Source organism: Streptomyces sp. NPDC056883 (genome assembly GCF_042788835.1).
Lineage (GTDB): Bacteria > Actinomycetota > Actinomycetes > Streptomycetales > Streptomycetaceae > Streptomyces > Streptomyces stoeckheimensis.
Map to the genome: position 1 here is coordinate 1 of NZ_JBHUBS010000014.1, position 14,062 is coordinate 14,062.

Here is a 14,062-nt window from a genome sequence, read left to right on the forward strand (position 1 = left end):
GGGCGTGGCCGCGCCGGGCCAGGCGCCGGGGGCGCCGCCTCCGGGCTGCGCGGCGCCGGGCCAGGCACCGGCGGCCGGAGCCGGGGCCGAAGCCGGAGCCGGGGCCGCGGGGGCGCCGGGGGTGGCCGCGCCGGGCCAGGCACCGGGCGCGGAGGCTGCGGCCGGAGGAACGGCGGCCGGGGCCACCGGCTCGGGCGGAGCCACGGGGACCGGGGCGGGGGCCTGGTGCACGGGGGCCGGGGCCTGGTGCACGGGAGCCTGCTGCGGCGGAGCCTGCGGCGCGGGGGTCCGTACCGACGCGGGGGCCATCGCGTGGGCCTCCGGCCCGGGCACGTAGCCCATGGCGGGGGCCGGGGCGAAGGCGGCGGCAGCGGCGGAGGCCGCGCCGCCGCGCTCCAGCCGGTCGAGCCGCGCCTGCACGGAACGCTCGTCGTCGAAGGCGGCGGGCAGCAGCACGCGGGCGCAGATCAGCTCCAGCTGCAGCCGCGGCGAGGTGGCTCCGCGCATCTCGGTGAGCCCCGTGTTGACCAGGTCGGCGGCCCTGGACAGCTCGGCGGCCCCGAAGACGGAGGCCTGGGCCTGCATCCGCTCGACCACGTCGTTCGGGGCGTCGATGAGCCCCTTCTCCCGGGCGTCGGGCACGGCGGCCAGGATCACCAGGTCGCGCAGCCGCTCCAGCAGGTCGGCGACGAAGCGGCGCGGGTCGTTGCCGCCCTCCACCACCCGGTCCACGATCTCGAAGGCCGCGGCCCCGTCCCCGGCGGCGAAGGCGTCCACGACGGCGTCGAGGAGCGTGCCGTCGGTGTACCCGAGGAGCGAGGTGGCCATGGCGTACGTCACACCCTGCTCGGTGGCGCCGGCCAGGAGCTGGTCCATGACGGACATGGAGTCACGGACGGATCCGGCTCCGGCGCGCACGACGAGCGGCAGCACGCCCTCCTCGACGTGGGCGCCCTCACGGCCGCAGACCTCGCCGAGGTAGTCCCGCAGGGTGCCGGGGGGCACGAGCCGGAAGGGGTAGTGGTGCGTACGGGACCGGATGGTGCCGATGACCTTCTCGGGCTCGGTCGTGGCGAAGATGAACTTGAGGTGCTCCGGCGGCTCCTCGACCACCTTCAGCAGGGCGTTGAAGCCCGCCGGGGTGACCATGTGCGCCTCGTCGATGATGTAGATCTTGTACCGGCTGGAGGCGGGCCCGAAGAAGGCCTTCTCGCGCAGGTCACGGGCGTCGTCCACACCACCGTGCGAGGCCGCGTCGATCTCGATGACGTCGATGGACCCCGGCCCGTTGCGCGCGAGGTCCCTGCAGGACTGGCACTCCCCGCAGGGGGTGGGCGTGGGGCCTTGCTCACAGTTCAGGCAGCGGGCGAGGATGCGCGCGCTGGTGGTCTTGCCACAGCCTCGCGGCCCGCTGAACAGGTACGCGTGATTGACCCGGTTGTTGCGCAGGGCCTGCATCAGCGGGTCAGTGACATGCTCCTGCCCGATGACCTCGGCGAACGACTCGGGGCGGTAGCGGCGGTACAGCGCAAGGGACGACACGTCTACGAGGTTATCCGGGCCCACCGACAACGGTGGCCCGCAGACCCGTCCCGGAACGCAAAGCGCCCCCCACGCACCCACCAGAGCCCACTTACCCTTGCTGCCTTCCGGCCCTGGGGGAGTTGGGTGAGATAGCGCCACGTGAGGGGCTGGGCCCCACCCTAGCGGATGGAGGCCCCCGGAATCGACCCGCACCCCGACCGGGACCCGACCCGGACCCCGACCAGGACCCCCACTCGGGCCCGCCCGACGATCACGTTCGCGAGCACCCCTCAACGTCTTGTATTGTTTGCCGCGGAGGATTCGCCTAGTGGCCTAGGGCGCACGCTTGGAAAGCGTGTTGGGGGCAACCCCTCACGAGTTCGAATCTCGTATCCTCCGCCATTGCTCTCACCGGGCAATAAGTCGAAGAGCCCCGCTGCTTGCAGCGGGGCTCTTCGACTTTCCCCTCCCGTTTCTCCTCCCGTCCGCCCGCAGACGAGGAACCCGCATGGTCGTCCACACCGCCGTCCCGCTCGGCGTCGAGGCCGCGCGGGGCGACGGACGGGTCTGGTACGCCGCGTACGGCTCCAACATGCACATGGACCGGCTGGGCGCCTACATCGCCGGCGGGACACCGGCCGGCGCGACGCGCTCTTATCCCGGCTGCCGGGACCGGCGGGCGCCGGAGCGGTCGATCGCCGTCCGGCTCGACGGCTGCCTCTACTTCGCCACCGAGTCCCCGGTGTGGACCGGGGGCAGGGGCTTCTACGATCCTTCGGCGCCCGGTCGCCTGCTGGGGCGCGCCCACCTCCTGACCGTGGGCCAGGTGTCGGACATCGCCGCGCAGGAGATGTACCGGGAACCGGGAAGCGACCTGGACCTCGGCACGGTGCTGCGCGACGGCCGCGACGCGGCGGGCAGCGGCCGGTACGAGACCTTGATCTGCCCGGGGACGGTCGACGGCATCCCCGTGCTCACCTTCACCGCCCCGTGGTCCCTCCGGGACGTCGAGCCGGTCATGCCGTCCGCCGCGTACCTGCGGCACCTGGCGGGCGGCCTGCTGGAGTCGGGGGTGTGGCGGGAGCAGGAGATCGCCGACTACCTGTCCGCCTGCCCGGGCGCGACCGGCAACTGGACACCGCGCCAGGTGCTCGACCTGATCGCGGAGCGGAGCGAGCGCTGACTTAGCGTGGGGTCATGGACACGGCACAGGAGTTCGAGACCCATCGATCGCGGCTGTTCTCACTGGCGTACCGGATGCTCGGCTCGGCGGCCGAGGCCGAGGACGCCGTGCAGGACGCCTACCTGCGCTGGCACGGGGTCGAGCCCGGCCAGGTGGCCGCGCCGGGCGCGTGGCTGGCCAAGGTGGTCACCAACCTGTGCCTGAACCGGCTCACCTCCGCCCGGGTGCAGCGCGAGGAGTACTTCGGACCCTGGATCCCGGAGCCGGTGGGGACCGGTGCCGGGGTGCTGGGCCCCATGGAAACGGCCGAGCAGCGGGACTCGGTGTCCTTCGCCGTGCTGACGATGATGGAGCAGCTGTCGCCGCCCGAGCGGGCCGCCGTGGTGCTGCGCGACGCCTTCGACTACAGCCACCGGGACGTCGCGGGCGTCCTGGACTGCTCGGAGGCGAACGCGCGCCAGCTCTACCGCCGGGCCAAGCAGCACCTCGCCGACGGCCGGCCGCGGTTCACCAGCTCGCGGGAGCAGGACGACGAGCTGCTGGCCCGGTTCCTGGCCGCCGCGTCCGAGGGTGCGATGGCCCAGCTGGAACAGCTGCTCGCCGACCAGGTGGTCGTCTGGTCGGACGGCGGCGGCAAGGCGAGTGCGGCGACCCGGCCGGTGGCCGGGCGCGACAACGTGGTCCGTTTCCTGATCGGCCTCTTCTCCCGGTGGGTCAACGGCACGCAGATCGCCTTCACCGAGGTGAACGGCGTGCCGGCGGTAGTCGGCTGGGCCGACGGCGAGCTGACCGCGTTCGGGGCGCTGGAGCTCGGCGAGGGCGGGATCACCGGCGTCCGGCTCGTCCTGAACCCGGACAAACTCGCCTTCCTCGCAACTCAGCTCCGAGATCTGTCACAGAACGCCTGACCCGTCGGTTCTTCATCAGTGACGGCGCCTGCGACTGCGACTGCGGCTTCGGAAGGCTGGGACTGATGAAGAACGACACGATCATGGTGACCGGGGCGACGGGCATGCTCGGCCGCGAGGTGCTGGAGCGGGTCCGCCGCACCGGCCGCCCGGTCCGCGCGCTCACGCGCCGGACCGCGCTGCCGCAGGACGCCGGGGTGGACTGGTACACCGGCGACCTGACCACCGGCGCCGGACTCGACGCGGCGCTCGCGGGCGTCGGTACGGTCATCCACTGCGCGAGCGACATCCGGCACTTCAAGAACGACCTCCCGGGCCTGCGCCACCTGCTGGAGGCCGCGGAGCGGGCCGGCGTCGAGCACGTCGTCAACATCTCGATCGTCGGCGTGGACCGGATCCCGTACCCGTACTACCGGGTCAAGCTGGAGGGCGAGCAGCTCCTCGCCGCCTCGGGGGTCGGCTGGACCACCCTGCGGGCCACCCAGTTCCCCGGACTGCTCGACCTGGCTTTCGGGGTCCTGTCCAAGCTCCCGGTGGTCCTCGTACCGTCGGGCACCGACTGCCAGCCGGCCGACCCGGGCGAGGTGGCGGACCGGCTGGTCGAGCTCGCCCTCGGCGCCCCGGCCGGCCGGGTGCCCGACTTCGCCGGCCCGACGGTGTACCCGGCCGCCCGCCTCGCCAAGGACTGGCTGCACGCCGCGGGCAAGCGCCGCACCGTCCTGCCCGTCCGGATCCCCGGCAAGGTCGGGGCCGCCTGGCGCGCCGGCCATCTGACCGCCCCCGGCCAGACGCTCGGCCGCCGCACCTGGGAGGAGTACCTCGCCGAGCGGGTCGCCCGCTGACCCGGGCGGCGTGCTGGACGCGGCCGACGTGCTGAACGTGCTGGACGTGCGGGTGGACATACCCGCACATACCGTTTCCCGAGACGGCCGATGAGGCGCGGGAGGAGCACGGGAGGAGGCGCGGATGGACTGGCTCCGGAGGGAGATCTTCCAGCCCTACCCCGAGCTGCTGATCTTCCTGACCATCGCCGTCGGCTTCCTGATCGGCCGCCTCCGGTACAAGTCCATCGCCCTCGGCGCCGTCACCGGATGTCTGATCGCCGGCCTGGTCATCGGCTCCCAGGCCAAGGTCGAGATCGACGGTCCGATCAAGTCCGTCTTCTTCCTCATGTTCCTCTTCGCCCTCGGCTACGACGTCGGCCCTCAGTTCTTCCGCGCCCTGCGCAAGGACGGCCTCCCCCAGGTCGTCCTCGCCCTCATCGTCTGCGTCACCGGGCTCGCCACCGCCTGGGCCTGCGCCACGCTCGCCGGCTACGGCACCGGCCTCTCCGCCGGGCTGCTCGGCGGCGGCCTCACCCAGTCCTCCGTCATCGGCGTCGGCTCCGACGCCATCGCCCACCTGCCCGGCGTCGGCGCGGCCGAGGCCCGGGACCAGTCCCATCTGATCGCCGTCGCCTACGCGGTCACGTACCCCCTCGGTACGGTCCTGCCCGCGCTGCTCCTCGCCGGGATCCTGCCCCGCCTGCTGCGCCGGGACCTCGCGGAGGAGAGCGCCGTGCTCGCCGCCGACCTGGAGGCCGCCGAGGACGACCCCGACGCCGGGGAGGGCTACTACAAGCACGTGCTGCGCGCGTACGCCGTCGACGTGGCGGCCTTCGCGGGGCGCACCATCGGGGACTTCGAGGCGGAGCAGAAGGCCGCCGGGCGGCGGCTCTACATCACCCGGCTGCGCCGCGCCGGGGAGATCCTGGAGCACACCCCGGACACCCGGGTCGAGCTCGGGGACATCCTGGCCGTCAGTGCGGTCCGCGGCGACCTCGTCGCGTACGACGCGCGCACGCACATCGGGATGGAGACCGACGACTTCGAGCTGCTCGCCTACCGCACCGAGTCCCTGCACGTGGTCATCACCGACCGGAACCTCAGCGGGCGCACCATCCGCACCCTGCGCCACGAGGAGTTCATGCCGGGCGTCTTCGTCGACGAGCACTGGCGGGCCGGTGCCGATCTGCGGGTCCGCCTCGACAGCACCGTGGAGCGGGGCGACACCCTGGTCCTCACGGGGCCGCGCAGCCGGGTGGAGGCGGCCGCGGCGGAGCTGGGCAAGCCGGTGCCGACCAGCTTCGCGACGGACATGGTGTGGATCGCGCTCGGGCTCTTCCTCGGCGGCTGCCTCGGCATCCCGGCGCTGCACGCGGCGGGTGCTCCGCTGTCGCTGTCCACCTCCACCGGAGCGCTGCTGATGGGGCTGGTCTTCGGCTGGATCCGGAGCAAGTACCCGACGTACGGGAACCTGCCGTCGGCGGCGCAGTGGCTGATGGGCACGCTCGGGCTGTGCGTGTTCGTCACGGTCGTCGGCCTCAACGCCGGCCCGAGCTTCGTCCCGGGCCTGCGCGAAGCGGGCTGGCCGCTGCTCCTGTGGGGCGCCGTCGTGACGAGCGTGCCGCTGCTGGCCGGATTCGCCTACGGGCACTTCGTGCAGCGCCTCCCCCTCCCGATCCTGCTCGGCGCCCTGGCCGGAGCCCAGACCACGACGGCCGCGCTGGGCGCCCTGACGGAACGCGCGCGCAGCCAGATCCCGGCCCTGGGGACGACGGTCCCGTACGCCCTGGGCAACGTCCTGCTGACGATGTGGGGGTCGGTGATCGTGCTGCTGCGGCGGTAGAAGGCCACTCGCACAGGTTCCCTGGAAGATACCTTCAGAGATATAATCGGCATCCGAGTTGATATCAACGGAGGTGCCTCGTGAGTAGAACCGTGATCGATCTCGACGATGAGCTGCTTGCCGACGTCGCCCAAGCACTCGGCACGAGCACCAAGAGGGACACGGTCAACACCGCCCTGCGCGAGGTGCTGGAGACCCGACGCCGGGCCCTTGCACTGACACGTCTCCGTGCGGCCGCCGCCGATGGCGCCTTCGACCTGGACCTTTTTGACGACAAGGGGAACTACCGGCGGTGAGCGCTGCCCAATTCCTCATCGACACGAGTGCGTTGGCCCGACTCATGCGGGGCGACGCCGAACAGTACGGCTGGGACCAGGCGGCGGCGGCCGGGCTCATCGCCACCTGCCCTATCACCGAGCTGGAGTTCTTCTACAGCGCACGGTCCGCCGAGGACCGGATCCGGGGGATCGAGGACATGCGCCTGCTGTTCGGCTGGGTGCCGATTGACGACCGCGCCTACGGCCGCGCCTGGCAAGTGCAGGAGCTGCTGACCCGGCGTGGACAGCACCGCAGTGCCGGCGCCGTGGACCTCATCGTCGCCGCGACCGCGGAACTGCAGGGGCTGACCCTCCTGCACCGCGACCGCGACTTCGAGTGCATCGCGGCCGTCACCGGCCAGGCCTTGCAGTGGTACGGCCCGGCTGCTGACAAGTAGGGACGGCGGGCCGCCTCGACAGAGTGGGGTCCCCGAGGCCGACCTCCGGTTCGTGCGGCAGGGCTAGACGGGCCGGACGGGCTAGCCGTGGGGGATCAGGGCCACCGGGCTGTGGGCGTGGTGGGCCACCGCGTGGTCCGTGGGGCCCATGCCGTGGAGGGGGCGGTGGTGGCGGCGGCCCACGACCAGGAGGTCGGCCCCGGCGGACTCCTCCAGCAGGAGCTCCGCCGGGTCGCCCGAGCGGGTCACGCACTCCGTCGGCACCGACGGGTGGGCCGCACCGGCCGCGGCCACCGCCGCTTCGAGCACCTCCGGGGCGGCCGGGCCCGCCTGCACCGCGTGCACCGCGCACAGCGGGAGGGCGTGCCGCGCCGCCCAGGCGTACGCGAAGTCGAGGACCGCGGCATAGTCGCCCGCCGGGTCCACCCCGACGACGACCCCGCGTCCGTGCGGGGCGCGCTCGGCGGGTTCCCGTACCAGGACCACCGGGACCTCGGCGCGCCCCGCGACGTGCAGCGCGGTGGAGCCGAGCAGCGGAACCACGTGGCGCTCCTCGCCGCTCGCGCCGAGCACGATCAGCCCGGCGTTCGACCCGGCGGCCGCCCGCGGGATCTCGTTGCCGGCTCCGCCCTCCGCCGTGGTCGCCTCGACGTCCAGGCCCCGGTGGGCGGCGCGGAGTTCGGCGACGACGGAGGACAGTACGGCCCTCGCCGCGGACTCGTTCGCGCCGAGCACGGGCTGGAACTCCGGGGAGATCGGCTGGACGGTCGGCCAGGCCTGGCCCACGTGGAGCAGCCGGAGCGGCGCCCCGGCCGCCAGGGCCTCCCGGGCGGCCCACCGGGCGGCGGCGAGGCTCCGGGGCGAACCGTCGAAGCCGACGATGACGGGGAGGGAGGGGAGGGGCGGGAGGTCGGGCGAGGTGGGCGGGACGGACGGGACGGACATCGGCGGCACCCTTCGTTTTCCGGTGGCTCCTATGACGCTACGCCCCTTGACCTGTTTGTCCTGTGAGGGACGTTTTGCTCCTGCCCGGACCCGGCCTGCCGGGGCCCGGCGCGCCACTAGGCTGCGGGCGTGCCGTCGTACTCGATAGGGCAGGCTGCCGGTCTGCTGTGCGTGAGCCCCGAAACCGTCCGCCGCTGGGCCGACGGGGGGCGGCTGCCCGTCCGCCGGTCGCCCGAGGGGGTGCGCACCGTCGACGGAGTGGCCCTCGCCGCCTTCGCCAAGGAGCGGGGCGCCGGTCTGCATCCGGTGCCGGAGAAGGCGGCCGCCACCTCCGTGCGCAACTCCTTCGCCGGGATCGTCACCGCCGTCCGGGTCGACGCGGTCGCGGCCCAGGTCGAGATCCAGTCGGGCCGGCACCGCCTGGTCTCCGTGGTGACCCGGGAGTCGGTCGAGGAACTCGGCATCGCGGTCGGGGTCACCGTGACGGCCCGGGTGAAGTCCACGGACGTCCACATCGACCTGGCCTTCTAGCCCCGTCTGCGGGAGTCGACGCCAGGCCTAGCAGCGCAGCGCCGCGTACAGGTCCAGCTTGTGGTCGAGGCGCGAGAGGTCGCGGCCGGTCAGCGCCTCCACCCGCTCGATCCGGTAGTGCACCGTGTTCACGTGCAGGTGCAGCGCCTCCGCCGTACGCGTCCACGAGCAGTTGTTCGCGAGGAACACCTCCAGGGTCTCCCGGAGCATCCCGTCCCCGAGCGAGCCCAGCGTCCGCGTCCCGAACACCCCGCGCACCTCCGGCGGGACCCCCGACAGCAGTTCGGCCAGGGTGTCCAGCTGCTCGACCCCGCGGACCGCGACCGCCTCGTCCGCCGCCGTCAGCGCGAAGCGCGCCTGGCACAGTGACGCGCGTAGCCCCTCGGCCGAAGCCGTCCGCGCGCCCACGCCGAGCCGCAGGTCGGCCCCCGGCTCCGCGCAGGCCTGGAGCAGCGGCCATACGGCGCGCAGCCGGTCGGCGAGATCGGCGGTGGGGGCCGCCCCGGCGGCATCGGCCCCGGAGGGACCGGCGGGACCGGCCCCGTCCGGGCCCTCGTACAGCACCGCCCCGCCCGGCCCCGCCGCCCACCGGGCGCCCTCCAGGTGCCGCAGCGCCTCCGCCAGCGCGTCCCCGTCGGTCGCCGTCACCACGCGGTACGGGCCCCCCGCGGGCAGTCCGGCCGCCTGGAGCGCGGCGGCGAGGAGGTCCGGTTCGGCCTCGGCCGCCACCAGGGCGAGCAGTTCCCGTCCGGCGGCCCGTCGCGCGGCCACCCGGCGCGCCGTGCCGTCGCGGTACTGCGCGAACACCTCGGCGATCTCGTGGAGCACCCGCGGCGGCGCCGCGTCCGCGTCCGGGACGTGCAGCAGCCAGGCGTCGTACGGGGAGCTCTCGGCCTCGACGCCGAGCGAGACCCCGCCCTTCGCGGCGGAGGCGGCCCGCTGTGCCGGGATGGCGGGCGCGGACGGGGTACGGGCCACCGTGCGGCCGCTCGCGGTCAGCAGGTAGCAGGGCAGCCGGCCCAGGTGCGCACACGCCCGGTCCAGCAGCTCAGCCGGCCCGGCCCCGCCCTCCAGGAGCCGGCTGAGCTCGCTGCGCACGTTCTCGGGAAGCGCGAAGTGCCGGGTCGGGCGCCGGCTGAGGTCGCCCCACTGGCGCAGGTACACCGCTTCGGTGACGGCCCGGAAGCTGGTCCGCGCGGGCACCGCCACCAGCGGCACCCGGTGGGCCCGGCAGGCGGCGACGACCTCCTCGGGCACCCCTCCGTGGGTCTCCTCGCCCGCCAGCAGGGCCCGCGCTCCGGCGTCGGCGAGGGCGGCGACGAAGCGGTCGGTCCTGGCCGCGGCCGAAGCCCCCGGACGCCACCACACGAGACCGCTGAGCACGAGCTCTCCGGGGCCCAGGAACCGGCCCGGGTCCTCCAGGTCGGTGGCGGTCACCCCGCTGACCTCCTGGCCGAGAAGGGACTGTTCGCCCCACAGCAGGGTGAGGCCGAGGTTGTCGGACTGGAGCAGGTCGAGGACGTGCATGACAGGGACTCCTTGCGGCGGGTGGCAGCCCACAATCGCGAGGCGAATATGAGGATTGCCATGGTAAATGCAAGGGCAACCCTTCGAACAGCCTCTTGGATGATCCACCAGGGACGCCCCGTCGACCCTGGTGTTTTTCCGTGCCGGGGACCAGTCGTCCCCACCCCCGGCCCGTTGTTTCACTGAGCGAGACGCCGAAAAGCGACGAAAAAGCGACCACGCAACGGCCATCAGGCAGCGGCCGTCAGGCAACGACGAAGAACCACGAGACGACGACGGAAAGGATGGCGGGAAATGGACCTCAATACGGTGCTCGACGTACGCGACGCACGCCGCCGCGAACCCTGGCGGCCGGGTGACGCCTGGCTCGGCGGCGGGACGTACCTCTTCTCCGAGCCCCAGCCCCACATCCGCCGTCTCGTGGACCTCTCCCGGATGGGCTGGCCGCCCCTCTCCTGGCAGCCCGACGGCTCCCTCGACATCGCGGCGACCTGCACCATCACCGAGCTGTCCCGTTTCGGCCGGACCCTGCCCACCACGGCGGCGCCGCTCTTCGAACAGTGCTGCCGGGCCTTCCTCGCCAGCTTCAAGATCTGGAACATGGCGACCGTCGGCGGCAACCTCTGCAACGGCCTCCCCGCCGGCCCGATGGTCTCCCTCACCGCCGCCCTCGACGGCACCGTCCTCCTCCAGGGCCAGGACGGATCCACCCGGCGCCTGCCCGTCACCGACTTCATCCGCGGAGCCGGCGTCAAGGACCTGCGCGACGGCGAGCTGCTGCGCTCGGTGCGACTGCCCGCCCGCGCCCTGGACTCCCGTACGGCCTTCCGGCAGGCCTCCCTCTACGGCCTCGGCCGCTCCGGCGCGCTCGTCATCGGCGCCTACGACCCCCAGGACGGCTCCCTCGCCGTCACGGTCTCGGCCGCCACCACCCGCCCCTTCCGCTTCTGGTTCGCGCTGCCGCCCACGGCGGCCGAACTGCGCCGCACGATCGACGACACCGTCCGGCCCGACGAGTGGTACGACGACATCCACGGACTGCCCGCCTGGCGGCGCCACATGGGCCTGCGCCTGGCCGAGGAGGTCCGCCGCGAACTGACGGGCGAGCCGACGGGCGACGACGCTCCGGAGGGTCTGCGATGACCAGCAGCAGCAACAGCAGTGGCAACAGCGGCTACGGGATCGACATCAACAAGCAGCGCTTCACCGAGGAGCCCCGCGCCGGCCAGTGCCTGCGCACCTACCTCCGCGACCGCGGCTGGTTCGGCGTGAAGAAGGGCTGCGACCAGGGCGACTGCGGCGCCTGCACGGTCCACGTCGATGGGCAGCCGGTCCACAGCTGCCTCTACCCGGCCGTCCGCGCCGAGGGCCGCTCCGTCACCACCGTCGAGGGACTCTGCTCGCCCGGCGGCGACCTCCACCCCGCCCAGCAGCAGTTCCTCGACGCCCAGGGCTTCCAGTGCGGCTTCTGCACCGCCGGGTTCCTGATGACCACCTCCGCCCTCCAGGCCGAGCGGGGCACCGCCCACGACGACGGCAAGCTCGACGACCTCCCCCGCGCCTTCAAGGGCAACATCTGCCGCTGCACGGGGTACCGCGCCATCGAGGACGCCGTACGCGGCGTGAAGCACGTCGAAACCCCCGAGGCGGGCCAGGCCGTCGGCAGGTCCCCCGGCGCGCCGGCCGGCCCGCAGGTGGTCACGGGCACGGCCCGCTACACCTTCGACGTCACCGTCCCCGGCCTGCTCCACATGAAGCTGCTGCGCTCCCCGCACCCGCACGCCCGGATCGTCTCCATCGACACCCGCGACGCCCTCGAGGTGCCGGGGGTGCACGCCGTGTTCACCCACCACGACGCCCCCGACCGGCTGTACTCCTCGGCCCGGCACGAGCACCCCACCGAGGACCCGATGGACACCCGCGTCCTGGACGACGTGGTCCGTTTCGTCGGCCAGCGCGTGGCCGCCGTGGTCGCCGACAGCGAGCAGGCCGCCGAGGAGGGGTGCCGGCGCGTGGTGGTCGCGTACGAGGAACTCCCGTACGTCATCGACCCGGAGGAGGCCATGCTCCCGGGCGCCCCCGTCCTCCACCCCAAGGGCCCCGAGTCGGGGATCTTCCGCGCCGAGAACAACGTGTGCGGCGAGGTCCACCACACCCTCGGCGACATGGAGCAGGGGTACGCGGAGGCGGACGTCGTCCACGAGGAGACCTTCCAGACGCAGCGCGTGCAGCACGCCAGCCTGGAGACCCACGGCAGCATCGCGTACTTCGAGCCCAAGGAGGACGGCTCCCCGGGCGAGCGCATCACCGTGCGCTCCTCCACCCAGGCGCCGTTCCTGACCCGGCGGGCCCTGTGCGCCCTCTACGACCTGAACGAGGACGAGGTGCGCGTCGTCGCGGGCCGCGTGGGCGGCGGGTTCGGCGGCAAGCAGGAGATGCTGACCGAGGACATCGTGGTCCTCGCCGCCCTGAAACTGCGGCGCCCGGTGAAACTCGAATTCACCCGGGCCGAGCAGTTCTACGGAGCAACCACCCGCCACCCCTTCAAGATCACCATCAAGATCGGGGCCAAGGCCGACGGCACCCTCACCGCACTGCGCATCCGGGTCGTCTCCAACACCGGCGCCTACGGAAACCACGGCCCGGCCGTCATGTTCCACAGCGTCGGCGAGTCCTTCGCGGTCTACAAGGCCCCGAACAAGCAGGTGGAGGCGTACTCCGTCTACACCAACGGCGTGCCCGCGGGCGCCTTCCGCGGCTACGGCCTGGGCCAGGTCCTCTTCGCCCTCGAATCGGTGATGGACGAGCTCGCCGTCCGGCTCGGCATGGACCCGCTCGTCCTGCGCGAGAAGAACGTCATCGGCCCCGGCGACCCCATGGTCACCCCGATCGGCCACGAGGAGGACCTCTTCATCGCCTCGTACGGCATGAAGCAGTGCATGGACGTCGTCCGCAAGGCGATCGCCGAGGACCGCAGTCACGAGGACGTTCCCGAGGGCTGGCTGACCGGCACGGGCACGGCGGTCGCGATGATCGCGACCGGTCCCCCGGGCGGCCACTTCGCCGACGCGCGCGTCTCGCTGCTGCGCGACGGCACGTACGACATCGCGGTGGGCACGGCCGAGTTCGGCAACGGCACCACCACCGTCCACAAGCAGATCACCGCGGGCGCCCTGAACACCACGGTGGACCGGATCACGGTCCGCCAGTCCGACACCGACGTCGTCCGCCACGACACCGGCGCCTTCGGCTCGGCCGGCACGGTCGTGGCGGGCAAGGCCGTGATGCTGGCGGCGAACTCCCTCGCGGAACGCCTCCGGACCTTCGCCGCCCGCCACACGGGCACGGCCCGGCACCTGTGCAAGCTGTCCGCGGAGGCCTTCGACTGCGCGGGACGCGTCGTCACCCTCAAGGAGCTGTACGAGGCCGCGTACGACCGGGGCGAGCTCGACGAGATGGCGGCCGACGGCCACTGGGGCGGCTCCCCCCGCTCCGTGGCCTTCAACGCCCAGTGGTTCCGGATCGCCGTCGACCCGGACACCGGCGAGATGAAGATCCTCCGCTCCGTCCACGCGGCCGACGCGGGCAAGGTCATGAACCCGATGCAGTGCCGCGGCCAGGTCGAGGGCGGCGTGGCCCAGGCCCTGGGCGCCACCCTCTTCGAGACCGTACGGGTCGACGCGCGCGGGGAGGTCACCACGGCCGCCTTCCGCCGCTACCGCCTCCCCCAGTACGCGGACGTCCCGCGCACGGAGGTCCACTTCATGGAGACCTCCGACGCCATCGGCCCGCTCGGCGCCAAGTCGATGTCCGAGAGCCCCTTCAACCCGGTGGCCCCCGCCTTCACCAACGCGCTGCGGGACGCGACGGGGATCCGCTTCACGGAGCTGCCGGTGACCCGGGACGTGGTCTGGCAGAAGATCCACGAGGCGGGCGGCCGGCCCTGAAACGGAAGTGGGGGGGGGGCACCCGAAACCCCCCCCCCCCCCCCCCCCCCCCCCACGCCCCCCCCCCCCCCACCCGCCACAAAGAACGGTGGTTCCCCTTTTTTGGTCCCCCCAC

Annotated in this window: 12 protein-coding genes, 1 tRNA gene and 1 other RNA gene; 10 read left to right on the top strand and 4 right to left on the bottom strand. The window is 73.1% G+C overall.

Annotated features, from left to right (window positions below; all coding sequences use genetic code 11):
• Positions 1-1,542, bottom strand: a 1,542-nt coding sequence (locus tag ACFRU2_RS28775) for a DNA polymerase III subunit gamma and tau (RefSeq protein WP_382977324.1), incomplete at its 3' end; no start/stop codon positions are given.
• Positions 1,543-1,597: 55 nt separating this feature from the next.
• An RNA gene (gene ffs / locus ACFRU2_RS28780) (signal recognition particle sRNA small type) lies at positions 1,598-1,696 on the bottom strand.
• 142 nt (positions 1,697-1,838) lie between these two features.
• Between ffs and ACFRU2_RS28785 the strand changes: the two genes are divergently transcribed.
• The 7 genes from ACFRU2_RS28785 (at position 1,839) to ACFRU2_RS28815 (ending at position 6,997) form a co-directional block, all read left to right on the top strand.
• Positions 1,839-1,926 (top strand) — tRNA-Ser (locus ACFRU2_RS28785).
• A 106-nt stretch (positions 1,927-2,032) separates the two neighbouring features.
• Complete coding sequence (locus tag ACFRU2_RS28790) at positions 2,033-2,707, top strand: histone deacetylase (protein WP_382977327.1); 675 nt, start codon at positions 2,033-2,035, stop codon at positions 2,705-2,707.
• A gap of 14 nt (positions 2,708-2,721) precedes the next feature.
• On the top strand, positions 2,722-3,615 hold the full coding sequence (locus ACFRU2_RS28795) for an RNA polymerase sigma-70 factor (protein ID WP_382977329.1): 894 nt from the start codon (positions 2,722-2,724) through the stop codon (positions 3,613-3,615).
• A gap of 65 nt (positions 3,616-3,680) precedes the next feature.
• The gene (locus ACFRU2_RS28800; protein WP_382977332.1) at positions 3,681-4,457 is read left to right on the top strand and encodes an SDR family oxidoreductase; all 777 of its coding nucleotides are present in this window, start codon (positions 3,681-3,683) and stop codon (positions 4,455-4,457) included.
• Positions 4,458-4,581: 124 nt separating this feature from the next.
• Positions 4,582-6,282 (top strand): aspartate-alanine antiporter, encoded by a 1,701-nt coding sequence (gene aspT, locus ACFRU2_RS28805; RefSeq protein ID WP_382977335.1) that lies wholly within the window; start codon positions 4,582-4,584, stop codon positions 6,280-6,282.
• An 80-nt stretch (positions 6,283-6,362) separates the two neighbouring features.
• Positions 6,363-6,578: a type II toxin-antitoxin system VapB family antitoxin gene (locus tag ACFRU2_RS28810; RefSeq protein ID WP_382977338.1), complete on the top strand. Its 216-nt coding sequence runs from the start codon at positions 6,363-6,365 to the stop codon at positions 6,576-6,578.
• Positions 6,575-6,997, top strand: coding sequence for a PIN domain nuclease (locus tag ACFRU2_RS28815; protein ID WP_382977341.1), 423 nt, complete (start codon positions 6,575-6,577; stop codon positions 6,995-6,997). The genes ACFRU2_RS28810 and ACFRU2_RS28815 overlap by 4 nt, the downstream gene beginning before the upstream one ends.
• An 81-nt stretch (positions 6,998-7,078) precedes the next feature.
• On the opposite strand, the gene ACFRU2_RS28820 is transcribed toward ACFRU2_RS28815, so the two are convergent.
• On the bottom strand, positions 7,079-7,942 hold the full coding sequence (locus tag ACFRU2_RS28820) for a universal stress protein (protein ID WP_382977343.1): 864 nt from the start codon (positions 7,940-7,942) through the stop codon (positions 7,079-7,081).
• Between the two features lie 129 nt (positions 7,943-8,071).
• On the opposite strand from ACFRU2_RS28820, the gene ACFRU2_RS28825 reads away from it, so the two are divergent.
• Complete coding sequence (locus ACFRU2_RS28825) at positions 8,072-8,473, top strand: molybdopterin-binding protein (RefSeq protein WP_382977345.1); 402 nt, start codon at positions 8,072-8,074, stop codon at positions 8,471-8,473.
• A 27-nt stretch (positions 8,474-8,500) separates the two neighbouring features.
• On the opposite strand, the gene ACFRU2_RS28830 is transcribed toward ACFRU2_RS28825, so the two are convergent.
• Positions 8,501-10,000, bottom strand: coding sequence for a helix-turn-helix domain-containing protein (locus ACFRU2_RS28830; protein WP_382977348.1), 1,500 nt, complete (start codon positions 9,998-10,000; stop codon positions 8,501-8,503).
• Between the two features lie 294 nt (positions 10,001-10,294).
• Here ACFRU2_RS28830 and ACFRU2_RS28835 point away from each other — a divergent pair, with 294 nt between their 5' ends.
• Positions 10,295-11,143, top strand: coding sequence for an FAD binding domain-containing protein (locus ACFRU2_RS28835; RefSeq protein ID WP_382977351.1), 849 nt, complete (start codon positions 10,295-10,297; stop codon positions 11,141-11,143).
• On the top strand, positions 11,140-13,947 hold the full coding sequence (locus ACFRU2_RS28840) for a molybdopterin-dependent oxidoreductase (protein WP_382977353.1): 2,808 nt from the start codon (positions 11,140-11,142) through the stop codon (positions 13,945-13,947). The genes ACFRU2_RS28835 and ACFRU2_RS28840 overlap by 4 nt, the downstream gene beginning before the upstream one ends.
• Positions 13,948-14,062: the final 115 nt, after the last annotated feature.